Genomic DNA, 26623 nt, shown 5'->3' with positions numbered 1-26623 from the left:
TCTTCGCGAAAGGTTGTGACAGCATTAAATGAATCAACAAGCTACTCCCCTCTTCACTGCTCTCAAAAAGCATGCCGCCGGAAATCCAGTTCAATTCCATATTCCGGGACATAAGAAGGGGCTAGGGACCGATGCCGAATTCCGTGAGTTTATCGGCGATAACGCTCTATCCATAGATTTGATCAATATTGCACCGCTTGATGATCTTCATCAGCCCACCGGGGTTATTCTTGAAGCTCAGAAGCTGGCTGCAGAGGCTTTCGGCGCCGATTACACGTATTTCAGTGTACAAGGCACGAGCAATGCCATCATGACTATGATCCTCTCTGTCTGCTCAGAAGGAGACAAAATTATTGTGCCGCGCAATATTCACAAATCGGTAATGTCGGCCATTATTTTCTCCGGAGCCAAGCCTATTTTCGTCTCTCCTGTACAGGATGAGAATCTTGGGATAGACCACGGCATAACCACCAGCTCGCTGGAACGGGCTTTAAGGCGCCATCCGGATGCCAAGGGTGTCCTCGTTATCAATCCGACGTATTTCGGCGTATGCGCCGACCTCCGTTCGATTGTCGACCTGGCCCACAGTTACGGGGTTCCCGTACTTGTGGACGAGGCACATGGAGTACTGATTCATTTTCATGAGGACTTACCGGTATCGGCCATGCAGGCCGGTGCAGATATGGCAGCAACCAGTGTGCATAAGCTGGGCGGCTCCATGACGCAGAGCTCGGTACTGAACCTCAATGCCAAGACGGGTCTTGTCAACCCACAGCGGGTACAGACCATTCTCAGCATGCTGACCACCACTTCAACCTCATATATTCTGCTTGCCTCTCTGGATACCTCCAGACGCAACCTTGCCCTGAACGGCCATGAGATGGCGGCGAGAACCATCGCCTTGTCCAATTATGCCCGCAATTCGATCAACGAGATCGAGGGGCTGTACAGCTTCGGCAAAGAAATTCTCGGAACAGAAGCCACCTTCAATCATGATCCGACGAAGCTGAACATTCATGTAAGGCATCTGGGTATTACCGGTTACGAGACCGAGAACTGGCTCCGGCAGAAGTACAACATCGAAGTTGAACTCAGCGACATGTATAATATTCTTTGCCTGATTACCCCTGGAGATACTAAGGAATCTGTAGATAAGCTGCTTGCGGCGCTGCAGGTGCTCTCAGCGATCCATTACAGCAAGGGTGAGATCTATGAGCTTAAGGTACAGGTGCCGAATATTCCGCAGCTGGCCCTAATCCCGAGAGATGCCTTCTATGCGGATACGCAGCTGATTCCCTTCCGGGAGTCTGCCGGCTACATCATTGCAGAATTCATCTACGTCTATCCGCCGGGAATTCCTATTCTTCTCCCTGGAGAAGTTATTACCCAGGATAATATCGACTATATCATTGACCATGTAGAAATCGGATTGCCCGTCAAAGGACCCGAGGACCGCAGCATTACCAATATAAAAGTAATTGTCGAAGCTGAGCCGATCTCCTAAGGCTTGTCCTATAGCAGTGCGACATACAAAACCCCGATACGTATAGTATCGGGGTTTTGCATGAATGCCTGAAATCTATTCTTGCTGGGCAAGCAGCTCGTTATAAGCTTCTTCAACAGCTTTCCATTCAGTTTCATCTTCAATGTTGTACAGAACCATTTCCTCGTCTTCTTCTTCCATACGAAGGATGATTCCGTCTGCTTCCGGATTCTCGCGCTCAAGCAGCAGGGCGTACAACTTCTCGCCTACGTCGAACGTTTCTACCAGTACCATTTCTACATCTTCGCCCTGCTCGTTCGTCAAGGTCAGCACAAACTCCTCGTGCTCATGGTCGTGATCATGTCCGCAACCGCATGCTTCACCATGTTCATGGCCATGCTCATGTTTGTGATCGCTCATTGTAATACCTCACTTTAATTGAATTATCCTACATTTGGTATCGTAACACGTAAGATAAGGACAGGTCAATTTGCAGGAGAGACTTAATTCTTGGATGAAGCCGTAACTACCTTCTCGGACACAAGAATGTAATCTCCGTTCTTCGACGCCTTCATGAAGAAGCCTACGCTATATTTGCCCGGTTCCTTGAAATCATAGGTGAATTCCGGTGTGGAGAACCAGAAATCCTCATTCTTGGAGCCGACGGCATCCTCGAGAATATCCTTCACATTCCCGGCAGGATCAGTGATTGCCACCTTCACGGCAGCGATGCTGTCCTTCAGGCTGTCCACCTGCGTCAGAATCTTCATCTTCAGCTTGCCTGTGTTGACATTGCCGAATACCGTGTCGCCTTTGAACAGGACGATATGAACATTCGGCTTGAGGATCGTCACTCTGCCCGAGCCGTCCCAGTTGACGACACCCCCGGCCTCCCTTGCGGGAATGTAGGTCTTGCCGTCAATCAAATAGCCGCCATCGGCTATTTCCTTTCCATTGCTCCATACTTTGATCTTCTGGTTCACAGCGTCCGCGAACAAATAGGAGCTTCCCATCATGAAAAACACAACCGTGCACAGAGCAATTTTTCTCCATCTCATTGTAAAGCCCCTCCAAATAATTCATGCTGTTAATGTATACTGCTAAGCCTTCGACAAGTTGCGCAGAATTCAGGGATTTATTTCTTTTTGCAGAAGAAAAGAAAAACAAGCCCTTCAGCAACCGGTTTCGGCATGTACAGCAGACCTTAAACGAAGTATTTTCAGAGAAGCCGGAGTCCCCCTTAGCACATAGAAACGGCCGGACTTCAGCGCCTGTAAGACGCCTGTCCGGCCGTTCCCCCTCTTATCTATGCCCGGCTAAAATTGCGGAAGCTGATCCAGATTGTTCGTAGGATCTCCATCTGCATCGCCGCGGATATACATTTCGCCGTCTTTGCCCTTAAATACATTGACCCCTGCGATGCTGCCGGACTGAACCTCCTGAAGTGCCTGCTGATAATCCAGCACGCGTCCGGAGGAGGTCTGGAACCCGGTCAGGTCCCCGTCACCGTTACGTTTGGCGGCAATAAAGCGTTCCCGTTCTTGATTCATCACTTAGGATCGTCTCCTTCGCACTAGAGTTAGCCAGCTATCCTGGCCCGATTCTAGCTTGTCCATAGCAGCGGAAGAGTATGTACCCGGCAGATTACAGGGCCTTGCTCATTCTGACATGCAGAATCCCGGCATCATAGAAGGGCTCCTTGGAGATCACTTCATAGCCGAGCTTGCGGTAAAAGGGTTCTGCTTGACACTGGGCATCCAGAATGGATGCCTGCAGACCCAGCTCACGTGCCCGTTCTTCCATAGCCAGCAGCAGGATACGTCCGCATCCCTTGGCGCGGAAGGCTTGGTGTACGGCAATCCGCTGCATCTTGGCGGTGTCCGCTTTATAATAGATCAGCCGGCCGGTTGCAGCCGGCTGCCCGCCCTCCATGAGCAGGAAATGATGCACATGCTCACTGATGGCATCATATTCATCGATCTCCTCTTCTACCGGCACCTTCTGTTCTTCCACAAACACCTTCTTGCGGATCTCCAGCGCCATTTGAAGCTGCTCCTCTGTAGTAACATGTACGATTTCCACTGCCATCTCCCTGGCTCCTCTCTATAGCTCCAATCAATATGGAGCATTATACAGAATTATTAATATCCTGTATAGAGCCTGAGAGCTTCAGGGCAAGGCCCTTGGACAGGGAACCTCCGACCACCTTGTTTACGGAGTCTCATAGACCTCCTCGGGAATCGAGCGGTCATACACATCCCGCAGAACCGGCGAGGTCAGGCTATCCCGTGAATTCAGACTCCCGTCCAGTCCAGTCATCCTGTGAACATCCGTATATTCAGGAACCTGCTCACCTGCCGTACATCCGGCGATTCCCAGAAGGAGACATGCTCCAATCCATAAGAGACATACTCTTGCCAACCGCATTGTTGTTAACCTCCTCATCCTTCTCGGCTCTTTACAGCTTTGACGAATCGGGAGGTTCATAAACGAAGCTTTACAGATTTACATTGCCAACTACATGGACAAGATACATCATACCCCCAAGAACTCCGGCAAGGACAAAATACGCGGCCCCATATCTCCAGCGGGTAGCAGCCGGTACTTCATAGTACTTGTCATTGTCATATACCGTGAAGCTGATCTCACAGGTCATCTTCATCTGCAGGCTGGCATCCACATACAGCTGATCGAGCTGCACGACTTTGACTTTTCCGATCAGCGACTGCACCGGCATGGTCGTCGTTCCATAGTAATCCAGGTTATCCCAGCGTACGCCGACAAACTGCTGGCGGTTCAAATCACTGTAGGTGGTGAACGGCAGCTCCCGCTTATGCTCGGGGCCGGGGATCAGATATCCTTGCTCCTGCAGATCCCCGATGGGGATCAGGAAGCTTTTGAGCACAGTATGCATCTGATTCTTCGTCCGCCGGCTGATGTACTTCTTATACATATCATAAGCGAACATTACCCAGATGATGGAGAACAGGATGGATTTCAGATAAATAATTACAGCCAGGCCGCCAACGAGCCCTACCAGCCATAACCAGCGTGTTACCGCCGTGGCAATTCGCCCCCCATCCAGCGGATGGATCGGCAGCAGGTTAATCAAGTTAAGCAAGAACCCGACGTATGCCAGCGAGTATAACAAAGGACTATGATAATAATAAGCCGCTCCGAATACTACAACCGCACCAATACTCCCGAGTATAGGGCCGCCAAAAGCTACATAAGCTTCCTGTCTGGCATCCAGCGGCTGCCGCTTCATCGTAATGAGTGCACCCATAAACGGAATAAACAGAGGCGCGCTCACCGGCAGCCCAATCCGCTTGGCAGCGATCACATGGCCGATCTCATGAACGAACATTAAGGCAACGAAGCCCACCGCGAATTGCCATGGCGAGATCAGGGCATAAGCCCAGATCGATACCATCATGGAGATCAGCGGACCTGCGATTTTCCCGAGCTTGAGCAGAGAGATAATGGCCTTTCCCTTGAGCAGCAGCAGTACCGCCCCGCTGCCCAGCCACCCCCATGCCCCCGAGCTTTTTTTCTCCTGTTTGTTTTCCTGCAATAGTCTCAATCTCCTTTTGATCACTGTGTCGCTTCACTTCCAGGCCAGGATCAGGCACTCCTCTGCTTCCCGTTAGCCCTTACTCTCTACTGTCGCACAGGAGTGCAGTGGATTGCAAATAGACTTACGGTGTTGACAAATCTCCCGGCCTGCGTATATGATATCCAGTAATTAGGATAACCACAATAGCTGCGAAGAGAAAGAGTACCCTGGCAATTCTTCCACAGAGAGCTCCGGATGCTGAAAAGGAGCAAAGAAAACCCTCGGGAATATGGTCTCAGAGCTGCGCATCGAAGCCCGCATCGCCGGGACGTAGGCTGCGCCGGAACCCGCATCCGTTAGCATGCTAGGGTATACCCGCTTTAATCTGCGGACGTACCTGAAGAGGTGGATGCTGCGAGGCATTGATGAATTTGGGTGGTAACACGTGAGCACAGGCTCTCGTCCCTTTAGGGGATGAGTGCCTTTTTTGCGTTCACATCATTTGAGGAGGAGAGAAATATGACTAACATTTTTATTGGAGGGGCTTGGCCTTATGCCAACGGCTCCCTGCATCTGGGCAGACTCGCCAGCATTCTTCCGGGAGATATTCTGGCCCGCTACCACCGTGCTAAAGGTGATGCTGTGCTCTATGTATCCGGCAGTGATTGTCACGGTACCCCCGTTGCTGTACAGGCGGCGCAGGAGGGTGTAGCCCCGGGTGAATTCGCCAGCCGGTATCATGAGGAGTTCGCCGCTTGCTTCCGCGCCATGGGCTTCACTTATGACTTGTATACCCGGACCGATCAGGCACATCACCACAATACGGTGCAGGAGCTGTTCCTTAAGCTGCTGGATCACGGGTATCTGTACCAGAAATCGAGTCTCCAGTGTTATTGTGAGCAGGACCAGCGCTTCTTGCCGGACCGTTATGTTCATGGCCTCTGCCCGGTATGCGGACAGCAGGCCCGGGGAGACCAATGCGATTACTGTTCAACGATTCTCGATCCGGTGGATCTGCTGGAGCGCACATGCGCCCTCTGCGGCTCTACGCCTGTGCTGCGCTCTACTCAGCATTACTATCTGTCGCTGTCCAGCTTCCAGCAAGCACTCACAGAATATACTGATTCCGCGCAGGGCTGGAGAGACAATGCCGTCCGTCTAACCCGCAGATATCTGCAGGAAGGCCTGCAGGACCGCGCAGCAACACGCGATCTGGACTGGGGCGTGGATGTCCCCACCCCAGGCTTCGCAGACAAAAAAATCTATGTCTGGATCGAAGCGGTCAGCGGTTATCTGTCGGCCAGCAAGCAATGGGCCGCCGAGACGGGGGGCCGCTGGGAGGATTTCTGGTCTGTAGCGTCCGCACAAGATAACGATGGGCAGCCGCCTATAACCGCTTACTATGTGCACGGGAAGGACAATATTCCTTTTCACAGCCTAATCTGGCCTGCTATCCTGCTTGGAGCTGAGGAACTACATCTGCCGGACCGGATCTTCTCTTCTGAATATCTGACCCTGGAAGGGCAGAAATTCTCCACCAGCCGCAACTGGGCGGTCTGGGTGCCGGATATTCTCAGCCGGTATGACCCGGACTCGGTCCGTTATTTCCTGACTGCGAACGGTCCCGAGAAGCGGGATGCCGACTTCTCCTGGAGAGAGTTCATCTACAGCCATAACAGCGAGCTGCTGGGCGCATTCGGCAATTTCGTCAACCGCAGCCTCGTATTCGTGAATAAGTTCTGGAACGGCAGAGTTCCAGATGGAGTCTTGGATAAAGCATGGGTTAGCAGTCTGGACCAGCTGTATAAGGAGGCAGGAAGGCTGACCCAAGCCGGACACTTCAAGGAGGCCCTGGAATTCATCTTCTCGCATATCCGCCAGGCCAATAAGTATTTCGATCAGCAGCAGCCGTGGCTCCAGATCAAGCATGATCCTGCAGCCGGGGCTAACACGCTGTACACCTGTGTTCAGATTATTGCCAATCTGTCTAACCTGCTGAACCCGTTCCTCCCCTTCTCCTGCGAGAAGATTAGAGGCTTCCTGTCCATAGAACAGCCCGTATGGCACCCGGTATCCGTCCTGGCAGAGCAGCCTATATTGGAGCTTGAGCTGCTGTTCGAGCGGATAGATGTAGAGCGCATAGAGGAGGAAATAGAGCGGATGAAAGACAAAAGCGTCCTGCCTCTCATACCGCTCACGAAAGCAAGCGGCGAAGGCAAGGACGCTCCGGGGTCTTAATATTGATGAATACACAGCGGCTGTCCGCTCTGTGTGATAACTTAGTTCTGGCCGGGGTAACGTGCTCCGGCTGCAATACCTTGCGGGGATATCCGCTCAATCCGGGCGAGATCCTCTGCCGTCAATGTAACCTGAAGCGCTCCGAGGTTCTCTTGTAACCGCTCCAGCCGCTTCGTGCCGGGAATCGGTACAATTTGATCTCCTTGTGCTAGAAGCCAGGCCAGGGCTAGCTGTGCCGGGACGTAGCCTTTCTCGGCCGCCATCTGCCCGATCAGCGAGACGACCTCCAGGTTCCGGGTGAAGTTCTCTCCCTGGAACCGAGGGTAATGGCGGCGGTAATCATCCTCCGGCAGATCATCGAAGCTCATGATCTGTCCAGTCAGAAAACCGCGGCCCAGCGGGCTATAAGGAACGAAGCCGATGCCCAGCTCCTTGACCAGCGGCAGAATCTCATCCTCCACCTCCCGGCTCCAGAGCGAATACTCTGTCTGCAGGGCGGTCAACGGATGCACCGCATGTGCCCGGCGGATCAGTTCAGGCGAAGCCTCGGATAAGCCGATATAACGGATCTTCCCTTCCTTGACGAGGTCAGCCAGGGTACCGGCGGTTTCCTCAATAGGCGTGTTCGGATCGGGACGGTGCTGATAGTACAGATCGATATAATCTGTGCCGAGATGATAGAGGCTGGCATCTACGGATTTTTTGATATAGGCCGGGTCTCCCTTGGGTCCCTGAGTATGCGTAATGCCGAATTTGGTCGCAATCACAGCCTGATCTCTCCGGCCCTTAAGCGCCCGTCCGAGAAGCCGTTCATTGCCGCCGAAGCGCTGCTGCTCGAAAGCTCCGTAGATATCCGCTGTGTCCAGCAGGGTTACGCCCAGGTCAAGCGCGCCATGAATGGTTCGTACAGACTCTTCATTATCTGGCATCATCATCGTTCCGAGTCCCAAAGCCGATACGATCAGCCCTTCGTTCCCAAGTGTTCTTGTGTGCATATGGTTGCCTCCTCTTGTCCCTGTAATAGATCTTATGAACATGACCTTATTCTAACCGTCCTGCCGTGGAGCAGCCACAGTACGTTCATGCTAGTAAGATCATTACCAGGGAGCAGCAACAGACCTGTAAAAATGCGCCTTCAGATGATTCTCTACTACGTTATGACAGGGGTATAGATACAAATATGCAGACCCGGGTGATCCGCCAGATTGGCCATCGAATTGATATCGTAGACTACAGGCTGGCTCGTGCCAAGACTCTCTATGACCACACGGTTGACCTTCTTGCCTTGAATATTGTGCTGCTTCCACATCTCAGCGAAATCCGCACTGTCCTCCAGGAGCTGATCGACCATCTCCTTGTACCAAGGATCGTGCAGGTTCATGTCATAATAGGTTCTGTACACCCCTACTGAATAGATTGCGAACTCCTCCCAGTTCCGCATCCGGCGGCGCAGCTCCAGATCCAGGAACAGAAGACGCATCATAATGCGCTCTGAAGCAGGCAGACCTCCGAAATCACTAAGCACTTCACTCGCTTTATCATTCCAGGCCAGTAACTCAGACCGCTCATTCGTAATAAAAGACGGATAAGTCAATTGGCGGATAATATTCCGCCACTGCGGATTCAGCTCCGGACTGGCTGTATCTATAGAAGCAAGTGTATCCGGCAAGCCCGGATTCCATAGCTCAAACAGATGCTTACGCTCATCTGCCGACAACCGCAGCGCCTGACTGAGACTCTCCATGACCTCTCTGGAGGCGGTAACCTCCCTGCCCTGCTCCAGCCAAGTATAATAGGTGCTGCTGAGACCAGCCAGAACCGCAACCTCCTCCCGACGCAGCCCCGGTGTTCTGCGCTGACTGTTCGTTTCCTTGATCCCTACAGCTTCAGGCTGCAGACGTTCCCGGCGTGATCTCAGGTAGTCGCCAAGACGCCTAAACCTCGTAATCTCGTAACTCATGAGCTGGGCCTCCTTTCGGCATTACTTTAAATTTTACAATCATGATAGAATTCCACCTTTTATGTTGGTTAAGTAACTTCCAGACAAGCGCCAATATTGTAATTTAATAAAGGTGGGGTGTCGTGGGTTTTTGTCATTGTGGTGGTGTGGGAGAGTTATGATTAAAGGTATCATTTGTATCATAGTAAAAAATATCTTGCCATTCCCTTACGTCCTGTGTTATTATAAATTTCGTTGCAGGACGGTAGCTCAGCGGGAGAGCACTATCTTGACAGGGTAGGGGTCATGGGTTCGAACCCCATCCGTCCTATATATGGAGAGTTTTAAAGAAACGAAGCCGATCATAAGATCGGCTTCGTTTTTCGTTGTTATCATTGCAACAGTTTTAAATTTTTAATTCCATTGCTCCATTGCCAAGAGCTTTCTAGAAGTTTCTCTTTTTCTCATCGGTTCATTCATGGTCAGTGTCTACCCATTAGTGATTTCAAGCTTAAAACTTCTTGCTCTGAGAGGCCAGAGGCTCTAACAATAATGGAAGTTTCCACTCCAAGAGCAAGAAGTTCACGCACCATTGCCTCTGCCTTTTTTCGTTCACCCTCTACTCGCCCTTCTGCTCGTCCCTCAGCTCGCCCCTCAGCCTTAGCCCCATTCATCCGTGATGCCTCATCACGCAAATACTTCATCCGGGCTTCATACTCCATCCTTGTAGCGGCATCCTGACTCAGGAACTCGAGCGTATCCATTGCTTTTTTCAACATCGGTTCATTCATGGTTAGCACCTCCCAATTTGGTTGTTCAACACCCTTTAGGAATAATAACCAGTTAATCAGACCACCAGTTAATGGAACGGCCTGCTCCTCAAGCTTTGTTAATTCCATCACATGAATCTCAAGATCATTGTTAAGAGATATCCCGGTATGATCTTCCCGAAGATGAAACACATTATGATGACGGTCATTCGGCAGACAGGAGTAGTTCAGTATATTGATCGTCACACACTTCTTCAAACACTGATTATATCATGGCAGAACTACTCGTTGTAGACAAGGCCAGCTTTTTGGGCTCCATATACTGCTATTCTGTCCCCTAAGCGCTATGAAACATACAAGAACATGTTTTATCTTTCAGCCCCCCCTCTACCTTAATGTTATCGCCATTCGCTTATCCACCAATACAACGGCGTCTGCTTCACCCTTACCGTTGAACATGGCTGAAATTACATATATTTTCGTGTCATCTTCCGCTTTCGCCACCCACTCTTTCTCCTGCAAATATCGCTTGTTGGTGGCATCGTAAGCATAATCCAGGTTGCGCTCCATCTCCTTCAGATATTGATCGCCATAGATTTGTTTGAAGTCATCCTTAGACATGCCAATTTTAAAACCGCCAGTGGTTTCATATGTATCTTTCGATTCCTCTGCCAGAGTAATCCCTGCCACTTTATCCTCCCGGTACATAATCCTCACGCCAGAGCTATACATGACTGAATTCGCAATATCCTTATCCTCCCCCTTGCCCAATACCTCTTCCACTTCTGCACGGCTCATTCCATACTCAACAACGGCTTTATGATCGTTCACCTTTTGAATGGCTAAGTCTTTGGTGGTTACCCCGTCCTTTGAATCCGCACATGCCGTCAATACGAACAAGAACAACATTACCAGTACCGTTTTTCTCATAATACCCTCCAGATCCTTTTATCTAAAGTTTACCTTGTTAGGAGGAATACGAAACAGTAGCATCCCTGACAGGACTGACCGTAAGCCTCTTTTTTGCATGGTTGCTGACAGATATTTATCAAAACCTGAGATCGCCACCAAGCAAAGCACCCTTCTTTATGAAGATTTGTTGAAACGGTCCTGAATCGATCTTAACTTCCTCCCTTGCATTCTATATAATAGAGGTAGCTTACACACGGAAAGGACTGAACTATGCGCAGATATCAATAGTTGCACCTCACCAATACCATATATATTTAATGGAGGTAACTTATTGATGATTACAGAATTACAAACCGAGAGATTAGTATTAAGACAAATGCGCACCGCCGATTCAGCCAGCCTGTTCCCGATCTGGTCCGATCCTGAAGTCACCCGGTTCATGAATATCAGCAGCTTCACGGATGAGAGTCAGGCCGTGGAAATGATTGAGCTGCTGGGTAAGTTAGCCACCGAGAATCAGGCGATCCGCTATTCCATCACGGAAGCAGAATCCGGCCGGATTATCGGCTCCTGTGGTTTCAATGCGCTGGACTATGACAATGCCAAGACAGAGATCGGTTATGACCTTAGCCGCGAGTGCTGGGGAAAAGGATATGTGCCTGAAGCCCTTCGCGCACTAATAGATTATGCGTTTGATACACTGGGCTTCAATAGAATAGAAGCAAAGGCCCAGCCTGCTAATATCAATTCTATTAAGGTACTGCAGAAATTAAACTTTTCGCTGGAAGGAACACTGAGGCAGAGTGAGCGGTCCAAAGGAAGCTTCATTGATCTGTGTATGTATTCCAGATTAGCTGCAGATTAAGCTAACCTGAACAAGGGCTGACCCAAGCGCTACAGAATGAACTGCGCAGGGTCAGCCTAATTTTATATACCATAAAAAACAAAGCTACCACTGGGGCAGCTCCACTAATTGAATATCCGATGCGGATGTCTTTACGTATTTGAGAATTTCTTTATAGCCCTTCTCTGACAGAAAACACTTTTGCTCGACTCCTCTGTGGTCTTCCCCAAAATAAGCAATATGAAACGTCTTATCCAGCTGGATAATGTTAGAAACCTGAATTAACGTGTTTCTATCTGCTAGAACGAAATTATATCCTGAACTGGCCAGGGTATTAAGCCAATATTTCAGCGTACCTACTGTATAAAAGGTCTGATCGTACGTATGGACAATGATCCGATAGATAGTCCGTTCAAATTCCATAAAAGTTATTTTTTCAATATCGAGTGAGAATACACCAGTGTTTCCCTCTGTGTCTCTAGTAACAGATATCGTGCTCAAAGGGATCAACTCCAATGTTATTTAAGTAACTCTTCAGGAACCTCCGGTTGATTAATGTATAATACACTTGCTGTAACCAACACGATAAGGGCAGCCAAGGCGGACAAACCAGAAGCAAGCTTATACACTACTTTGCGCTGCAAAGCTCTCATTGTCAGATGTTCACCTCCCTTCTAGCTATAATCAGACTGATGGATTGTGCCAAAAAGCTGGCTGCGATAACAGATGAGCCTATAACGATATTGGCAGCTACCAGCAGTAACGCCAAGATTCTCAGCTTAGGCCAGTGCCGCCTCGGAATCCGGGTCTGTCGTTCAATCCCAATGGGCGCCAGCCAGAAAACTATTAACAGACTCGCTGCATTCAATAACATAACGTAGAAGGAGCTAAGCTCCACGAAGGACAGTACTGTGAACAAGCTTACCGTAAACAAGACACAGGCTATACCAGATTTTAGATGGACCCCGCCCGACACCTGACGTAATACGGCAAAGGAGATCAGAATCTGCAGAGCTTCACTTGTCCTGCCCGTCAACAGGGATACTACCAGCGTCAGCCCAATAATAAACACCACATTAAGCACTACGCTAATAGCAAATTTCAGGACAGCGTAGGATGCCGGGTGCTCAGGTACGATATTTTTAATCGTAAATGCCAGCTTGCCGGACATGAATTCAAGCATCTTCCCGCTCCCTCCGGGTGGAATAATATAGAAGGAATACAGTCATCACCAGGAAAATCAAGGCATTTAGCAGAATATCATTATAGTAGAGTAGCACTGAAATCCCTATTACGAAGCCGAAAATCAGCAGAGACAGCAGAATATCCTCTATCTTAAAGCGGAGTTTATCCAGATCGAATGTGAAGCCCTTGCCTTTGCGGTACAGAAACCCGAAGACACCAAACACCATGGCCGCAGTCGCCACCTGTAGAAAATATCCGTTCGCGGTACTACCAATATTCGATATAGATCCGAACATGAGCAGGGTGAGCAGCGTCTGAATCCCGGCAAAAATAGCAAATCCTGATATTGTTGCGATGATGGATAGAATGAGCGGCATCCTCACCACCGCAGCGAAGAAGAAGATAAAAATCAAGATTAAAACAAGTGGTGCAACATTCGACATACCCAGTTCATTGCGTAACAGATAGCTTTGCAGATTGTTCAGCAAGATGACAAATAAAGCCTGCCAGATGTACCATCTCCACTTGAATCTATAGAGAGACATAATCAGATAATAGAGCGCAAGCGTCTCTATCGTTGAGAAAAACATAAAGCCTACAGGTTCCCACGACAAACCATAACACCGCCTGACTAATTTTCGTTCACAAGATTAATTATATATCCCCGCCGCACCTGACGTATACTACTTAATTACAAAATTCGACACTTTTTATCAAATCAAAAAAACATCCGTTGGCCGCTCTGAATCGAGCCTCAACGGATGTTCCTCTGTGTACAGCAGCTTGGCTGTCCGTACTAAATTTCAGACCAAATGACGTTAACCTCCACGGTTCCCTCCTGAGACGCAAGCGGACCGCCAATGATTGACCAGCTCTGCTTATCGTCCTTGGTCTTGCCTTGAATGATCAGGTTCTTGGGATCGATAGTCTTCACGGACTGATCGCCCAGCTTGGAAGCCAGATAATCATCATAGAGCTTCGTTACCGATTCCATACTATCCGTTGTTCTAAAAATCAGCAATGCCGTCTTCTTGCCCTCATTCTCCTCCGCATTCGAAAGAATGGTCTCCGTTACATTCTCCGGCATCGGGAAGTCCTCCGGCAGATATTTTGGCAGGTCCGCAGATCCGGCAGCCGTCTCGTTACTTCCGGCCGTCGCCTCAGGGGTCTGCTCCGGCTCTGTCGTTGGTGCTGGAGTCTGTTCGGCCTCTGTTGTCGGCGCTGGAGTCTGCACAGTCTCTGTTGCCGGTGCAGTGGTCTGCATCGATTCGGTGGACGGCTTATCCTCAGCATTACCGCAGGCACTGAGGGCCAAGAGGGACAACGTCAAGGATAAGGACATTATTAGCTTTTTGGTGTACATCTTCTCACTCCTCGTCAATTCATTGAAAGTTACATGGCCAGTTAGATTCACAGGCTTACCGGATAGTACCCATTTTCTTTTTCCTCAAAACAACGAATAGACAAAAAGAAGCCCGGAAACCAAGGCTCCCGGGTCATTCGTGAATGATGTATAAGTTCAGAATTTATTTATAATACGATGTCGTAAGCGGAACGAAGACCGAGGTTCCATCCTTCACATCTCCGTTGACATACAGGCTGCTTACTCCGGCAATATCCACTTCGATGGTAGTAAGCCCGCTGGCAGGGTCAATGGTCTGCTTCTTCAACACAGTATTGGTGTCGCTGTCTTGTACCGCGAAGTCTTTAATCTCTCCGCCGATCGCGGCTACCTGGAGATAAAGCTTCTGATATTTTTTGTTCGGGTGGAGCATGAATGAAGTGCCTCGGTCACCACTGGCGTTATCGAAGAAGACATCCTTGTAATCCTTGTCCTTGAAGACCGTCTTGCCCGGATCTTTGGTGTGATACATGTCGTCAAAACCTGTAGCGATTGGTACGCCCGCTGTCTGCTCCCCCAGAGATATGGTGTTGGTTGCAGCATCGAACTTAACGGTAACTCCCAGCAGATCGGATACGGAACGGACCGGCAGATACGTTGTGTCCTTATAGGAAATTGGGGCAACCACCGCACCGCTGCCATTCTTAAGCTGTACGGGCTGGCCGTTCATCTTGAATTTGATGCTTGGATTGAGATATGCCTTGATCTCCTGCAGGTTGGCTCCGGCGTACACACCTGTGCCCATTCCTCCAAGTACGGCAAATGCAGTCAGTGCAGCAGTCATCTTCTTCTTCATTCGATCATACTCCTCTCCATTTATAACAAATTTGAATATTCCTTATTGGGAGTATAATAAATCCTGCCATCAGATGCAATCATTCAGAACTCATCTCTCCGGTGAGCCGCTTCGTAACGTTCGCGTATCTCCAGATTTTTGGAGTGATTGTACAAATCCAGCGCAATGATTCCCCTGCGGGCAAGCTTCACCACCAGCACAAATAAATATATCCCCATTCCCAGACAACTCAACCAGAGTAAAAGAGCAAAAATACTGAACCCTCCAGCGAGCAAGGACCCAAAACCTGTCATATACACAGCTTACATCCCCCATTCAAAATGATATAAGATCTATATCCTAATCATAACAAGTTTGGCACGTTTGTGTAAGGAATGCAAAGTTCTATTAAATTTCACTGTAGAAATAATCCAATTTTGCTATACTGGCTAAGTATGATTAAACATTTGGGGGAAATTACTGATGTACGAAAAATTATCCAAAATGACTTTAGCTTTTGCTCTTTTAGCTTCACCTGTGATATTGAGCGGATGTGGCGGGTCTGCTGAGATTACTCAAGCCGAAACGGCGACTCCTTCTGCTGCTCCGACTGCTTCTCCTACTCCAGCGCCAGAGCTGAAGAACTTCTCAGTGAAAGATAAGACGCAGGAATACCTAGAGAACTTCGGTACTAATTCATGGAATATTGAGTCGTCCAAAGAAATTGCCAATAACATCCGGATTAAGGCCCGGGAGGATAAAGAGAATACCTTCACTTACCTGGAGATTGCTGACTCTATTGAGAAAAATGATGTGCAAAATGTAAAGAAGCTTTTCACAAAAATTGGTGGAGTTCTACCTGCTTCCGTTGCCAGCCGCTACCCGGATCCCACACCTACACCCGATGAAACGGATGTACCCTCTGGCGGAGATACGGATATGACCTACCTAGAAGCAGATCAGGAGTTTGGATCGAGAGGACTTAATTTAGCGAAAAGCTATCTGGAAAAGGAGATTACCCAAGAAATTAAAGATGATATTTCAGCATATTTTCTCAGTAGCGTGGATTTTATAATTAAGGAAAATCAAAGCAAATACAAGGAAATGGCTAATGCCATTCAAAAGGATGACAAGGCAACTGTTGAAAAGCTATACGCTGAGCTGCTGCCGTTATACCAAGGGATACCTAGTTCAGCCACATCTGCAGCCGCTACGCCAGCGCCAGCAAAGGACGAAGTCATACATCTCAAAGGGAAAAAGGACCAGGCTACAGAGTTCTTCTATTTGAACAGCGGGATCGCCATAATTGAGGCAACAGACAACGGGGATTCTAACTTTGTGATCTATATGTACGATGAAACAGGAGATACCAAAAAAATGCTCGTGAATGAAATTGGGCCTTACAAAGGAAAATCTTTAGCCGTGATTCCTGACGGCGGGAAATATATGCTGAAGGTGGAGTCGGATGGCTCGTGGAAAGCAGATATTAAGCAGAGCATCCCTGAGAACGTCAAGAGCGCTCCGGTTAAATTATCCGGTAAGGGGAACGATGTTGTGTTTGCAAGGCTGCAAAGCAAGCTGACCCGGTTCACATCTAAGCACACGGGTGAATCCAATTTTGCTGTCAAAGTGAATGATAGCCTCTTGCTGGTTAATGAAATTGGGAACTACTCCGGCTCCACAGCGGAAAAAATCGAATCCGACGGAATTTATGTCTTTTCCGTGGAAGCAGACGGACAATGGAGCATTGATATCGAATAAGCTTCCGCAGGTTACCTGCACCCAAAAACGATTGCCACTTTTTAAAGGAGGGCAATCGTTTTGTTCGTTTACAGGCTTAGGTTACTCCGATAGTGCAAATCAAACTTCACCCGGGAATGGGCAGCGTTTGGAAGATAGTTGTATTTTGTACAGCTAAATGACGGCGAATTGGCTGGCGCGCAGGGATAGTTGTATTCTGTACAGCTAAATTTGAGGAAAACGCTCTTTCCCGCCATGAGAGTAACTTATAAGTGTACAGAGTGCAACTAAAGCTCTCCCTGCGCAATATTTGCCCATTTTAGTTGTACAAATTACATTTAGAGCCTAAATCGCAGGGAGAGTGATGTTCTTGCCTCGTTGCTGATTTGTTGCTGAACCGCCGCTGATTCCTCGCAGACTAGTTACCCGCAGATTTGCCCTCCCCCTGCCCGCCTGCCCGCGTAAGTGCCTACGCCTTCACTCTCATCTCACCGTCCTGCTCCTCCAGCTCCACAAACACCGGCCGTTCATCAGGCGTCTGATTCGGCGTGTGGATGGCCAGCATCAGCTGACCGCTGAAGGTGCGGAAGACCATGGCGTGACCGCCGTCCTGCTGGTAGAGCGCTTGCTCCTGATGAAGCCAGGGTCCGGTTATCTCTCCGCTCCCGGAACGGGCGATACCCAGCGCGTAGGTATTATTAATGAAGCTGGCCCACAGCAGATACAAGGTGCCGTCCGCTGAGCGGAACAGGAACGGCCCGTCCGTGACATAATTAAGCTGATTCGCATAACGCTTGGATTCAAACGGAGTGGTCCACGGGGCTTCGGATGCCCGGAACAGAACAACAGGTTCCCCAGCGGCACTCCGCAGGTCCTCTGTTAGCCGCATGGCGCAGACCTCGCCGTCCCCGGTCTGCTGCCACTCATGGCAGAAGACCATCCACGGCTGGCCCTGCCGGTCCACATACAGCGTTCCGTCGAGTGAACTCCACTCCTGCGGAGTCACCGGCCCCTCACTATGCGGGATGAACGGACCCAGCGGATGCAGCGATATCAGAACGGCGGTGCCCAGCAGATCATTGTCCTTGCGCCGGAAGGTGGCGAACATGATGTAATTGCCGCCATAACCATAGACCTCCGGTGCCCAGAAATTCCGCTCCGCATAGAAATCCGGCTCCGGCCGGAAGACCGGGAACGGGCCATCCCAGTGCTCCAGATCTGTGCCGGTGTAGGCGTTGAACCCCGTGCCCGTGCCCCAGATATTGCTGTCGGTGCTGCCATATAAATAGTAGGTGCCCGCCTCTTGCCCCTCTCCGGCCAGCGGAAGCACATACGGATCTCTGATTTGCAGCTCGCTATTCGCTGTCGTTCTCATCGGGTGGTTCATTTAGACCCTCTCCTCACTTCGCTCTTATACTCTCCCTGATCTACCTGTATTCCGGCAGTACCACTCCAATATCGCTGACGCTCACGAAACCGCCGTCCGCATATTCAAGTTGCTCGTTGCCCTTGATGGTGAACGGGAGCGTCTGGCCCTCATAGCACAGACTCCCTTCGATCTGGCGGACACTCATGCCGATCAGCTTCAGCAGTTGTCCGCCCCGGCCCAGGACCACACGCACACCATATGGAAAGGTCAGGTACTCCTCTTCATTACGGTAGATTACAGACCGCTCACGCGTAGTAACCAGCTCGAAGACCGTGTCGTCCACGGTCCGGCGGTATCCGGTCTCATGGGCCACCTCTTGGCCATGATCCATGTCATAGGGAAGCAGGCCGGTGAACCATAGCTCCTCTCCGGCTACCGGCACGATCCCGCATAGCCGCTCCATATAGTCCAGCAGGCAGAGAATCGCAGGTGAATAGGTCTCCGTATATCCCTCTTCCCCGGTCCATGGGCTTAACGTCTGCCCGAACCGGGTCATCCGCGAGAACGCTGCGAGGATCGGCAGGATGACCCAGGTCAGCTCGACATAACGCCCGTGCTGCTCGAAGGCATGCGGCGCACGGATGAGGCTGAGGAAGTTCGACGAACCTCCCCAGGTGTTATAGCTGGAGAAAGGGTCGAACCTGGGATCATCCATCGCAATGGAGGTGAAGGGATATTTGGCAAAGAACTTGCCGGTATTGAGCAGGTAACGGCGGAGGGCTGACGCAAAAAACACCCCGTCCCCCACCTCGCAGGCCAGCACACGCAGCAGAACATCCGATTGTACACGGACGAACCGGCCTCCGCGATCCCGGTCATAGAAGAACTCATCCTCTTCGTCATAGCAATGGCTGAACAGGCTGTGGCTGCTTGCCGCTGCCCGGGCACGCCATTCGTCCCCGCTCCCGCCAAGCTCCACCGCTATCTTGGACAGGTAGAGCCGCTGACAGTAGACATTGGCCGTTAAATCCGGGGCCAGAAAAGGCAGCAGCGGCGAATCCGGGTTATATTGTCCCGCATCCTCCAGATGGGGCGTGTCGGGGACATGCCAGAAGCGCGGCGAGAGGTCATGTCCGGTATCGAACGTGCAGAAGGCTTCGACGCAGCCGGTCCCTCTAGTGTTGCGGTACATATGCAGCCAATGGTCGAACCGGCCCATCGCCTGATACATGGAGCGAAGGAAGCTCTTATCCCGCCCGTTCTCCAGATAATGATTCCAGACGCTGCGGGCCAGCGGCGTCACCATCTGAATCTGCCGGTAGGCCGGTCCCGCAGGCGTCACCTTGTAGGGCATCAGCCCATCCTGCCGCTGCTGGTCGGCGAACAGCCGGAAGGTCGCTCCCGCCACCTCCGGCATGAACCGCGACAGCCGTTCAGCGCAGATCGTACCCGTGCTCTCCAGCCAGCTCCCGAGATAGACCCCGCCTTCATGCAGCACAAGTCCGCCTCCGTCCATCGGCACGATACAGTCCAGCAGCTTGTGCAGCGCAGAGTAATAGACATTCTCCATGTTCTCCGATGAAGCCGCGAAGGCCACGCCCGATTGCTTCCACTCCTCCAGTGAATCCCGGTCCGCCGCTTTCTTAAGCACTCTAATCCGGTCGTCCACCGCTATCCTCCGCAGTCTCTCCAGTACACTACCCGTCATTCCATTCCCTCCTGTAACTTTAGTTGCTCTCCAGACAGAGAAGCAGACTGCCGGGGGCAGCCCGCTTCCGGGATATGACTACTGGGCTCCGAATAACTGCGTCGCGCCTGTATAGAAATCCTCTACCCCTTGCTTGACATCCTTTTGCTCAAAACCGATCTCCTGTACAGCGGTCTCCGCCAGCTTGGTGAATTCGGTGAAATTCGGCGGGTTATAGCTGACGGCAAACGGCTCCTTCTTCGTCGCTTCGGATACACGGCTTGTGAAGTCGTACACGGTCTGTTCCAGCGGCGTAGCCTCCTTCATCAGCAGGTCACGCATCTTGGAGGTCACCGGCACGCCGCGGTCACTGCCTAGAATCTGCGCGGCATCGGGATCATTGATCCAGAAGTTCATCAGCTCCGCGACCTCCTTCGGATGCTTGGTCTTGGCATAACCGGACAACCCTTGACTGGATTCAAAGACAACCCCCGTTCCCTTCGGCCCGCGCGGCACCTGAATCATGGTCAGCTTATCCTGAGTCAGATTCTGATGAGCGGCGAACTGGTTGGACGGAATCAGGCTCATCGCCACCTTGCCGGTAACGACCAGGGATTTACTTGTGTCTCCCGGAGGATTGGATACCTGCAGGGATGGAGTGACCATTCCGCCGTTCTTAGTGATCCCGTACCAGTAGTTGAACCACTCCTCTGCATCCTGCTGCCCGAAGCCCAGCGCCTCCTTCTCCATATCATAGACCTGCTTGCCGCGCTGCTTCATATAGATGTCCATCCCCTCAACGGTAAAGTTGTAGGTGCCGTAATAACCCTTGCCCAGCTTATCGGAGATTTCCTTGCTGATGCGGGCGTAATCCTCCCAGCTCCAGCCGTCTGCCGGAACCTCCATTCCAGCCTTCTTGAACAACTCCGTATTGAGTACCATCCCCCGGGCATTCGCCCCGGCTGAGATATGCACCAGCTTGCCTCCCAGCGTTCCGTACTCCACCATCGTCTGGTCCATATCCGTCAGATCCAGCTCTTGGCCGACATAGGGCTGTAAGTCCAGCAGCACACCTTTCGCGGCGTAATCAGTTACGTTCCCTCCCAGGAAAAACACATCAGGCGCTGTGCCCGAAGCGAGCTGGGTATTAAGCTTGTCGAAATACCCGGAGTTCGGAGCAAACTCCCCGACCACCTTAATGTTCGGGTGCTTCGACTCGAAGGCCCGCAGCGCCTCGTTCGTCTTATCTGCGCGCTTCTGGTCGCCCCACCACATAATCCGCAGCTCCACCTGATCCGCAGAAGCTCCCGCACTGCCGGAGTTGCCGGCCGCCGCAGGCTTGCCGTTATTGCCGCCCGAGCAGGCGGTTGTGGCTGCCAGCAGCAGGACACTCAGCGTAAGACCTAAGCTTTTCTTCATAAACATATCCCCCCAAGAATAATTGTAATCGCTTGCTCATTTCAGGCCGGTCGTAGCGATGCCCTCCAGGAAATGCTTTTGGAAGAGCATGAAGATCGTCATAATCGGCACCAGTGACAGCACCGACATCGCCAGCAGCGCGCCCCAGTCGGAGGAGCCCGAAGGATCATAGAGCGAGCGTATACCCAGTTGCACGGTGAACAGATTGATCCGGCTGAGGTAGATCATCTGGCTGAAGAAATCATCCCACGACCAGATGAAGGTGAAGATCGCCGTTGTAATCAGCGCCGGAACCAGCAGCGGAATAATGATCCGGAAGTACAGCTGGCCCTGGCCGCAGCCGTCAATCGTGGCACTCTCGTCCAGCTCCTTCGGGATGCCGCGGATGAACTGAATCATCAGCAGAATGAAGAACGAGTCATGCGCCAGCCATTTCGGCACGATCAGCGGCAAATAGGTGTTGACCCACTCCAGCTTGCTGAAAATAATATATTGCGGAACCAGCACGACATGGTAAGGCAGCATAATGGTCACCAGCATGCAGGCAAACAGCACACTTTTGAAGCGGAACTCCAGCCGGGCGAACGCATAAGCCGCCAGCGAGCAGGTCAGTATGTTCCCGATGACCGACAGGACAGAGATCGTGGCAGAATTGAGGAAAAAGCGGCTAAACGAGATGCCCTGCAGCCCCTTCCATCCGTTCACGTAGTTCTCCAGCGTAAATTTCCCCGGCCACAGCCCCGGTTCCGAGAAGATCAGCGCATTCGGCTTGAAGGAGCTAGACAGCAGCCACAGCACCGGATACAGCATCAACAGCCCGAACAGAATAATGACGCCATGTTTGCCTAGCCTAAAGATCATTTTGTCGTCTGTCATGAATTATCGCCCGTCCTTTCCGTCGCCGTAGAACACCCAGAATTTGGAGCTCACGAACACTATGGAGGTGAACAGGCCGATGATGATCAGCATGATCCAGGCCAGAGCGGCAGCATACCCCATATCGAAGAAGGAGAAGCCTTTGAGATACAGATACAGCGTGTAGAACAGGGTGGAATTCACCGGACCGCCGCGCCCGTCTCCAATGACATATCCCGGAGTGAACACCTGAAAGGAATTGATAATCCCCATGACCAGGTTAAAAAAGATCACCGGTGAGAGCATCGGCAGCGTAATCCGGCCGAACTGGCGCAGCTTCCCGGCTCCGTCCACCTGCGCCGCTTCGTACAGGTCCGCAGGAATCTGCTTAATGCCGGCCAGGAAGATGACCATCGCGGAGCCGAACTGCCAGACGGACAACGTGACGATGGTCGAGAGAATATAGCTGGGATGGGCAATCCAGGACGGGCCTTCGATCCCGAACCAGGCCAGGAAGTGATTAATCAGCCCTTCCCCGTCGAAAATCTGCCGCCAGACGATGGCGATTGCCACACTTCCTCCCAGCAGGGACGGAATGTAATACACCGTTCTGTAGATGCCCAGCGCCCGGATGCCTTTGTTCAGGACGATGGCGACCAGGAGGGCAAAGGCCATTTTGAGCGGAACAGAGAATAGCACGTACTTGAACGTCACGGTAAGAGACTTGTAGAAGTATTCGTCTGCCGTGAAGATGTGCCTGTAATTGTTCAGGCCCAGCCACTGCGGGGCATTGAGCAGGTCGTACTTGGTCAGGGACAGATACAAGGAGCCCAGCATAGGCCCGAGTGTCAGTCCGAAAAAGCCGATCAGCCAGGGAAGCAGGAACAGGTAAGCGGTACCGCTCCTTCTCCACATCGCCGATCTGTGTGCTGTCTTCATATGCGCCTTCTCCTTCTTCATGGATATAGGCTCATTATAGAAAGCAACGCTGCTTGCTTGAATGCTATTTCTTCGGCTGTTGACTACTGAATTTTTCAGGTGGATGCTGGCGGAAGTCCGACGGGGAGGTTCCATACATTTTTTTGAATCTGGAGCTGAAGTAGCTGGCATTCGAGAAGCCGGTCAGCTCGGCGATATCCCACAGGTTAAGCGTTGTCGTCAACAGCAGATGCGTGGCCTGGGCCATGCGGATGTCAGTCAGGTAGACCATGAAGCTCCGGCCCACCTTGGCCTTGAACAGCTCCGAGAAATAGGAGGAATTGTAATTGAACCGTCTGGCAAGCTGGGTCAGGTTAAGATCATACATGTAGTTGCTGTCGATATATTGCGTCGCTGTGCGGATGACCGAATCCTCGGCATCGCCGGCCCCCTGCATCATTCGGTACACGGAGACCGCCCGCTCCAGCAGGAATTGTCCGGCCTTGTCCACCGAATCCAGCTTGTGAACCGCCTCAGGATAGAGCCATAGCTCCTGGGACTGGATGTTGACGTCTGCAGCCTCTGCACCCGCCCCGTCCACGAGCAGGCAGAGCTGGAAGATCAGCTTCACCAGGCAGGAGCGGGACTGGGAGAACGCCTGCTGCAGCTCCTGGCGGATGCTCTGCCCGAAGGCGTCCCATTCCCCCTGGATCAGAAGCCTGCGCAGGGTCCGTGTCAATTCCTCCGTAAGCACCAGTCCCGGCTCGCTTCTTCCTTCGGCCGGCGGCTGGGCCGCATTCTCCGAGAGGTTCCAGGCCAGCAAAGATTCCAGGTAGCCTTCCTTCCAGCGGAGGAATCCAAGCTTCCCGCCGCTGTAGCCGATCACCGGATTGAAGCCCAGATGGGCGGCGACGCATTCCGCCAGCTCTGCACAGAAGCGGTCCATATCGGTCAGCGCATCCTGGAGAATGAAGTGGACCAGCCCTGGATAGCTCGGGTCCCGCAGCACCTGGCAGCGCTCCCCGGAGCTGCCCGCGAATTCCCTGGTCAGCAGCTCGAACGGCAGCCGCAGCTTGCCCGGCGTACGCTCCGGCAGCGCTGAACCTTTGCCGTGCCCAGGCTCCGGCACCGCCGCCGCCTCCCCCGCACGCTCACGGAGTCCGGCCGTTACGAACCGCACCTGCGTCAGGTCCCAGCCGTCCAGTTCGAACAGCGCAGCGCGCTCCTTCAGCGCATGGACCGGCTCCACTTCCTCTTTGACAAGCTGCACCAGGAAATGCTCCTTCATCTCCTTGTAGTACTGGGACAGCCGCCACTCATTCACCGCCTGCCGGTCACGGTCATTGCGCTCCTGATCCAGCTCGTCCTTCAGCTTCTGAAGCACGGCCGTCAGCTCATCGGCGGCCACCGGCTTGAGCAGATAATCACGCGCCTGATTGCGGATCGCTGCCTTGGCATAATGGAAATCTTCATAGCCTGTAATGACTACCAGCTTCAGCTCCGGGTACAGCCTGCGGCAATCGTCCAGGAACGATACGCCGTTCATCACCGGCATGTTCATATCCGTAATGACAATATCAACCGCCTGGCCTGCCAGCCGTTCCATGGCCTCCATGCCGTTGCCCGCCTCTCCGGTTACGCTGAGGCCCAGCGCTGCAAAGTCAGCCTTGAGCCGCAGGCCCTGGCGGATCTCCGGCTCATCATCCACGATCAATACGCGGTACATGGTCATTCCTCCTCTGAAGGGGCAGGCCCAGCGTGATGCAGGTGCCCGCCTCCTTGCTTGATTCTATGCTTAGGGTGAAGAGCCCTCCGTAATACAGCCGGCATCTGGCCAGTACATTGCGCAGTCCAATCTGATGGGTCATGCTCTGCAATAACTGCTCCGGCTGCTGGTGCATCGCCTGATCCTTCAGCTCGCGCAGCAGCTCCGGGTCCATTCCGATTCCGTTGTCGGCGACGGAGAGAACCAGCTGGTCCTTGTCCGCTCTGACGGTAATCCGTACCTTGGCCTTAGCCTGGTGAATGAAGCTGTACTTCACCGCATTCTCAATCAGCGGCTGCAGCAGGAACTTGACGATCTCCAGATCGTATGGCGCCTCCTCCTCGTCCAGCCGCAGATCCAGACCCGCACCGAAGCGGACCTCCAGGATGGACATGTAATAGCGCACGACCTTCAGCTCCTCGCGCAGCGGGATCAGATCCTCGCTGATCCGCAGCGAGAACCTGAGCATTTTGCCCAGCGATTCTATGACCGTAACCGTCTCCTTCGTGCGCTGCTGGATCGCCAGGCTGCTCATCAGCTCCAGCGTATTGAACAGGAAATGCGGATTGATCTGCATCAAGAGCGCCTTGTATTCAGCCTGCTGGCGCAGGAGCTTCTGTTCAAACTCGGTGCGGATCAGATGCGATAGCTGCTTGACCATATTGCGGAAGGTGACGGTGGCATAGTCCACCTCACTCTGGATTCTGCGCTCCGGCAAGGTAAGCCGCTCGGCTTGGGCGAAGTCGCCCTTCTGCACATGGCGCATGGCCGAGACCAGCCGCGAGAGCGGCTTGGTAATGCCCGCTGAGATCCAGTAGGCCAGCGCAAAGGCGGCCGCCAGCATCAGCGAAGCGAATACTATAATGCTGTTACGGAGCTTGAACAGATTGGCGTACAGGTCCTGCTCCGAGACGAAGCCGACCAGCAGCCAGTTGGTGATGGCCAGCTTTTTGTAAACGAGAATATGAGATGCTCCCTGCCCGTCCTTCAGGTAGACCACGCCTTGCGCCTCCCGTCCAGCCCGCACCCGCTCCACCTCCTTCGCCGCCTCCGGATGGGTGCTGTATTCCTGCTGGGACAGAATCGGACTGCCCTGCTCGTTGAGCAGGAAAATGGTACCGCTTTCACCAAGATGTATACGATTCAGCGGCTCCAGCAGGTAGTCCGCCTTGATGTTGACCTTCATCACATTCCTCGCCAGCGAAGGCTCGAAGATCCCGATCGGCAGCAGCAGGCTCACCACCTCGTATGGCTTAGCTCCCTTGATCTCCGCCTCATCGGTATGGGCCGGAACCCAGTGATTGCTGTGTTCGATGAAGTTGCGGTACCACGCTTCCTGCCTAAACGAGCTATCTGCCACCACCTGATTCTCGGCCCCGACCCGCAGCCCCTCCTTGCGGTAGATGTTGACCGAGGAGACGATCGAATAATTATTCGTCGTCTGGGTCAGGAACTTGCTCATGTTGATGCTGGCCAGCATCCTCTGCCCTTCGGTGGAAGCCGGCTGGGTAAGTATCGCATCCCACTTCTGGGTGATATCGCTGTTATAGACCAGAGAGGACAAGTCATAGCTCTGCTGGAGCGCCATATGAATAAAGGACCCGTATTCGTCCATCTTCTCCAGTGCCGACGTTTCGATATAAGAGCGGATAATCGAGCGCGCCTGATTGAACAGCAGCAGCGACATCGTGCCGAAGGACAAGACAAGCAGCACAACGAAGAATGCGATCAGTCGGTTTTTCAGCGAGTAAAAGATAGCCATCCCT

27 protein-coding genes, 1 tRNA gene, 1 pseudogene and 1 other annotated feature are annotated in these 26623 nt (G+C 52.1%); of the genes and pseudogenes, 5 read left to right on the top strand and 24 right to left on the bottom strand.

The annotated features are described in order from the left end of the window. Positions 1-28 precede the first annotated feature (28 nt). A complete protein-coding gene (locus MKY12_RS11710) occupies positions 29-1504 on the top strand; it encodes an aminotransferase class I/II-fold pyridoxal phosphate-dependent enzyme (RefSeq protein ID WP_036729506.1) in 1476 nt (491 codons plus the stop codon). Between the two features lie 75 nt (positions 1505-1579). Here the strand turns inward: MKY12_RS11710 and MKY12_RS11705 are convergent, their stop codons facing one another. The 6 genes from MKY12_RS11705 to MKY12_RS11680 all read right to left on the bottom strand — a co-directional run bounded on the left by MKY12_RS11705 (position 1580) and on the right by MKY12_RS11680 (position 5057). Next, entirely contained in the window at positions 1580-1903 is a 324-nt protein-coding gene (locus MKY12_RS11705) for a DUF1292 domain-containing protein (RefSeq protein ID WP_036729508.1), read from the bottom strand. Between the two features lie 83 nt (positions 1904-1986). Then, positions 1987-2541, bottom strand: a complete 555-nt coding sequence (locus MKY12_RS11700; protein WP_339313911.1) for a copper amine oxidase — start codon at positions 2539-2541, stop codon at positions 1987-1989. Between the two features lie 258 nt (positions 2542-2799). Next, positions 2800-3036: a DUF3892 domain-containing protein gene (locus tag MKY12_RS11695; RefSeq protein ID WP_036695032.1), complete on the bottom strand. Its 237-nt coding sequence runs from the start codon at positions 3034-3036 to the stop codon at positions 2800-2802. 91 nt (positions 3037-3127) lie between these two features. After that, complete coding sequence (locus MKY12_RS11690) at positions 3128-3571, bottom strand: GNAT family N-acetyltransferase (RefSeq protein WP_339313909.1); 444 nt, start codon at positions 3569-3571, stop codon at positions 3128-3130. A gap of 123 nt (positions 3572-3694) precedes the next feature. After that, a complete protein-coding gene (locus MKY12_RS11685) occupies positions 3695-3910 on the bottom strand; it encodes a hypothetical protein (protein WP_339313907.1) in 216 nt (71 codons plus the stop codon). Positions 3911-3980: 70 nt separating this feature from the next. Then, positions 3981-5057: a site-2 protease family protein gene (locus MKY12_RS11680; protein ID WP_076074247.1), complete on the bottom strand. Its 1077-nt coding sequence runs from the start codon at positions 5055-5057 to the stop codon at positions 3981-3983. A 182-nt stretch (positions 5058-5239) separates the two neighbouring features. Then, positions 5240-5509 (top strand) — a binding site (T-box leader). 49 nt (positions 5510-5558) lie between these two features. On the opposite strand from MKY12_RS11680, the gene metG reads away from it, so the two are divergent. Next, positions 5559-7277, top strand: coding sequence for a methionine--tRNA ligase (gene metG / locus MKY12_RS11675; RefSeq protein ID WP_339313906.1), 1719 nt, complete (start codon positions 5559-5561; stop codon positions 7275-7277). A gap of 41 nt (positions 7278-7318) precedes the next feature. Here the strand turns inward: metG and MKY12_RS11670 are convergent, their stop codons facing one another. Further along, the gene (locus MKY12_RS11670; RefSeq protein ID WP_339313905.1) at positions 7319-8272 is read right to left on the bottom strand and encodes an aldo/keto reductase; all 954 of its coding nucleotides are present in this window, start codon (positions 8270-8272) and stop codon (positions 7319-7321) included. Between the two features lie 155 nt (positions 8273-8427). Further along, positions 8428-9237, bottom strand: a complete 810-nt coding sequence (locus MKY12_RS11665; protein WP_339255961.1) for a helix-turn-helix transcriptional regulator — start codon at positions 9235-9237, stop codon at positions 8428-8430. Between the two features lie 238 nt (positions 9238-9475). Between MKY12_RS11665 and MKY12_RS11660 the strand changes: the two genes are divergently transcribed. Then, a tRNA-Val gene (locus tag MKY12_RS11660) sits at positions 9476-9547 on the top strand. A 151-nt stretch (positions 9548-9698) separates the two neighbouring features. Here the strand turns inward: MKY12_RS11660 and MKY12_RS11655 are convergent. Further along, a pseudogene (locus MKY12_RS11655) lies at positions 9699-10250 on the bottom strand (Rpn family recombination-promoting nuclease/putative transposase); the annotation flags it as partial. 123 nt (positions 10251-10373) lie between these two features. Further along, positions 10374-10916 (bottom strand): hypothetical protein, encoded by a 543-nt coding sequence (locus MKY12_RS11650; RefSeq protein ID WP_339255959.1) that lies wholly within the window; start codon positions 10914-10916, stop codon positions 10374-10376. Positions 10917-11232: 316 nt separating this feature from the next. Here MKY12_RS11650 and MKY12_RS11645 point away from each other — a divergent pair, with 316 nt between their 5' ends. After that, positions 11233-11763 carry a GNAT family protein gene (locus MKY12_RS11645; protein WP_339255957.1) on the top strand — a complete coding sequence of 177 codons (531 nt, stop codon included), beginning with the start codon at positions 11233-11235 and terminating at the stop codon, positions 11761-11763. A gap of 84 nt (positions 11764-11847) precedes the next feature. Here the strand turns inward: MKY12_RS11645 and MKY12_RS11640 are convergent, their stop codons facing one another. From MKY12_RS11640 to MKY12_RS11610, 7 genes are all read right to left on the bottom strand, one after another. Continuing rightward, positions 11848-12243 carry a LytTR family transcriptional regulator DNA-binding domain-containing protein gene (locus tag MKY12_RS11640; protein WP_209877684.1) on the bottom strand — a complete coding sequence of 132 codons (396 nt, stop codon included), beginning with the start codon at positions 12241-12243 and terminating at the stop codon, positions 11848-11850. A gap of 17 nt (positions 12244-12260) precedes the next feature. After that, entirely contained in the window at positions 12261-12395 is a 135-nt protein-coding gene (locus tag MKY12_RS11635) for a cyclic lactone autoinducer peptide (protein WP_081751311.1), read from the bottom strand. A gap of 2 nt (positions 12396-12397) precedes the next feature. Next, on the bottom strand, positions 12398-12925 hold the full coding sequence (locus tag MKY12_RS11630) for an accessory gene regulator B family protein (RefSeq protein ID WP_339255954.1): 528 nt from the start codon (positions 12923-12925) through the stop codon (positions 12398-12400). Continuing rightward, on the bottom strand, positions 12918-13541 hold the full coding sequence (locus MKY12_RS11625) for a hypothetical protein (protein ID WP_339255952.1): 624 nt from the start codon (positions 13539-13541) through the stop codon (positions 12918-12920). The genes MKY12_RS11630 and MKY12_RS11625 overlap by 8 nt, the downstream gene beginning before the upstream one ends. A 182-nt stretch (positions 13542-13723) precedes the next feature. After that, positions 13724-14269: a hypothetical protein gene (locus tag MKY12_RS11620; protein WP_209877689.1), complete on the bottom strand. Its 546-nt coding sequence runs from the start codon at positions 14267-14269 to the stop codon at positions 13724-13726. A gap of 184 nt (positions 14270-14453) precedes the next feature. After that, positions 14454-15125 (bottom strand): stalk domain-containing protein, encoded by a 672-nt coding sequence (locus tag MKY12_RS11615; RefSeq protein WP_036729545.1) that lies wholly within the window; start codon positions 15123-15125, stop codon positions 14454-14456. Positions 15126-15208: 83 nt separating this feature from the next. After that, positions 15209-15343, bottom strand: a complete 135-nt coding sequence (locus MKY12_RS11610) for a hypothetical protein (protein ID WP_339255947.1) — start codon at positions 15341-15343, stop codon at positions 15209-15211. 244 nt (positions 15344-15587) lie between these two features. Between MKY12_RS11610 and MKY12_RS11605 the strand changes: the two genes are divergently transcribed. Continuing rightward, positions 15588-16865 carry a hypothetical protein gene (locus tag MKY12_RS11605; RefSeq protein ID WP_339255945.1) on the top strand — a complete coding sequence of 426 codons (1278 nt, stop codon included), beginning with the start codon at positions 15588-15590 and terminating at the stop codon, positions 16863-16865. Positions 16866-17313: 448 nt separating this feature from the next. Here MKY12_RS11605 and MKY12_RS11600 read toward each other — a convergent pair whose 3' ends face one another. The 7 genes from MKY12_RS11600 to MKY12_RS11570 all read right to left on the bottom strand — a co-directional run bounded on the left by MKY12_RS11600 (position 17314) and on the right by MKY12_RS11570 (position 26619). Beyond that, a complete protein-coding gene (locus MKY12_RS11600; RefSeq protein WP_339255943.1) occupies positions 17314-18231 on the bottom strand; it encodes a glycoside hydrolase family 43 protein in 918 nt (305 codons plus the stop codon). A gap of 40 nt (positions 18232-18271) precedes the next feature. Continuing rightward, a complete protein-coding gene (locus tag MKY12_RS11595) occupies positions 18272-19921 on the bottom strand; it encodes a hypothetical protein (RefSeq protein ID WP_339255941.1) in 1650 nt (549 codons plus the stop codon). A gap of 78 nt (positions 19922-19999) precedes the next feature. Then, positions 20000-21325, bottom strand: coding sequence for an extracellular solute-binding protein (locus MKY12_RS11590; RefSeq protein WP_339313904.1), 1326 nt, complete (start codon positions 21323-21325; stop codon positions 20000-20002). Between the two features lie 30 nt (positions 21326-21355). Then, positions 21356-22195 (bottom strand): carbohydrate ABC transporter permease, encoded by an 840-nt coding sequence (locus MKY12_RS11585; protein WP_339313903.1) that lies wholly within the window; start codon positions 22193-22195, stop codon positions 21356-21358. Positions 22196-22198: 3 nt separating this feature from the next. Further along, positions 22199-23113, bottom strand: coding sequence for a sugar ABC transporter permease (locus MKY12_RS11580; protein ID WP_339255937.1), 915 nt, complete (start codon positions 23111-23113; stop codon positions 22199-22201). Between the two features lie 64 nt (positions 23114-23177). Then, complete coding sequence (locus MKY12_RS11575) at positions 23178-24818, bottom strand: response regulator (RefSeq protein WP_339255935.1); 1641 nt, start codon at positions 24816-24818, stop codon at positions 23178-23180. Continuing rightward, on the bottom strand, positions 24793-26619 hold the full coding sequence (locus MKY12_RS11570) for a sensor histidine kinase (RefSeq protein WP_339313902.1): 1827 nt from the start codon (positions 26617-26619) through the stop codon (positions 24793-24795). Before MKY12_RS11570 ends, MKY12_RS11575 begins: the two co-directional genes overlap by 26 nt. Positions 26620-26623: the final 4 nt, after the last annotated feature.

Source organism: Paenibacillus sp. FSL M7-0896 (assembly GCF_037975415.1).
In the GTDB taxonomy this organism is placed as follows: Bacteria; Bacillota; Bacilli; order Paenibacillales; family Paenibacillaceae; genus Paenibacillus_AQ; species Paenibacillus_AQ silagei.
This window is presented reverse-complemented; position numbering and strand designations above follow the sequence as displayed.

Excerpts from the sequence above, each read along its gene's own strand:
- MKY12_RS11595 (WP_339255941.1), bottom strand. The coding sequence starts at position 19,921 with ATGACGGGTAGTGTACTGGAGAGACTGCGGAGGATAGCGGTGGACGAC.
- MKY12_RS11670 (WP_339313905.1), bottom strand. The coding sequence starts at position 8,272 with ATGCACACAAGAACACTTGGGAACGAAGGGCTGATCGTATCGGCTTTG.
- MKY12_RS11615 (WP_036729545.1), bottom strand. The coding sequence starts at position 15,125 with ATGAAGAAGAAGATGACTGCTGCACTGACTGCATTTGCCGTACTTGGA.
- MKY12_RS11700 (WP_339313911.1), bottom strand. The coding sequence starts at position 2,541 with ATGAGATGGAGAAAAATTGCTCTGTGCACGGTTGTGTTTTTCATGATG.
- MKY12_RS11575 (WP_339255935.1), bottom strand. The coding sequence starts at position 24,818 with ATGTACCGCGTATTGATCGTGGATGATGAGCCGGAGATCCGCCAGGGC.
- MKY12_RS11650 (WP_339255959.1), bottom strand. The coding sequence starts at position 10,916 with ATGAGAAAAACGGTACTGGTAATGTTGTTCTTGTTCGTATTGACGGCA.
- MKY12_RS11630 (WP_339255954.1), bottom strand. The coding sequence starts at position 12,925 with ATGCTTGAATTCATGTCCGGCAAGCTGGCATTTACGATTAAAAATATC.
- MKY12_RS11645 (WP_339255957.1), top strand. The coding sequence starts at position 11,233 with ATGATTACAGAATTACAAACCGAGAGATTAGTATTAAGACAAATGCGC.
- MKY12_RS11610 (WP_339255947.1), bottom strand. The coding sequence starts at position 15,343 with ATGGGGATATATTTATTTGTGCTGGTGGTGAAGCTTGCCCGCAGGGGA.
- MKY12_RS11620 (WP_209877689.1), bottom strand. The coding sequence starts at position 14,269 with ATGTCCTTATCCTTGACGTTGTCCCTCTTGGCCCTCAGTGCCTGCGGT.
- MKY12_RS11590 (WP_339313904.1), bottom strand. The coding sequence starts at position 21,325 with ATGTTTATGAAGAAAAGCTTAGGTCTTACGCTGAGTGTCCTGCTGCTG.
- MKY12_RS11665 (WP_339255961.1), bottom strand. The coding sequence starts at position 9,237 with ATGAGTTACGAGATTACGAGGTTTAGGCGTCTTGGCGACTACCTGAGA.
- MKY12_RS11585 (WP_339313903.1), bottom strand. The coding sequence starts at position 22,195 with ATGACAGACGACAAAATGATCTTTAGGCTAGGCAAACATGGCGTCATT.
- MKY12_RS11605 (WP_339255945.1), top strand. The coding sequence starts at position 15,588 with ATGTACGAAAAATTATCCAAAATGACTTTAGCTTTTGCTCTTTTAGCT.
- MKY12_RS11635 (WP_081751311.1), bottom strand. The coding sequence starts at position 12,395 with ATGAGAGCTTTGCAGCGCAAAGTAGTGTATAAGCTTGCTTCTGGTTTG.
- MKY12_RS11580 (WP_339255937.1), bottom strand. The coding sequence starts at position 23,113 with ATGAAGACAGCACACAGATCGGCGATGTGGAGAAGGAGCGGTACCGCT.
- MKY12_RS11690 (WP_339313909.1), bottom strand. The coding sequence starts at position 3,571 with ATGGCAGTGGAAATCGTACATGTTACTACAGAGGAGCAGCTTCAAATG.
- MKY12_RS11710 (WP_036729506.1), top strand. The coding sequence starts at position 29 with ATGAATCAACAAGCTACTCCCCTCTTCACTGCTCTCAAAAAGCATGCC.
- MKY12_RS11685 (WP_339313907.1), bottom strand. The coding sequence starts at position 3,910 with ATGCGGTTGGCAAGAGTATGTCTCTTATGGATTGGAGCATGTCTCCTT.
- MKY12_RS11600 (WP_339255943.1), bottom strand. The coding sequence starts at position 18,231 with ATGAACCACCCGATGAGAACGACAGCGAATAGCGAGCTGCAAATCAGA.
- MKY12_RS11705 (WP_036729508.1), bottom strand. The coding sequence starts at position 1,903 with ATGAGCGATCACAAACATGAGCATGGCCATGAACATGGTGAAGCATGC.
- MKY12_RS11570 (WP_339313902.1), bottom strand. The coding sequence starts at position 26,619 with ATGGCTATCTTTTACTCGCTGAAAAACCGACTGATCGCATTCTTCGTT.
- metG (WP_339313906.1), top strand. The coding sequence starts at position 5,559 with ATGACTAACATTTTTATTGGAGGGGCTTGGCCTTATGCCAACGGCTCC.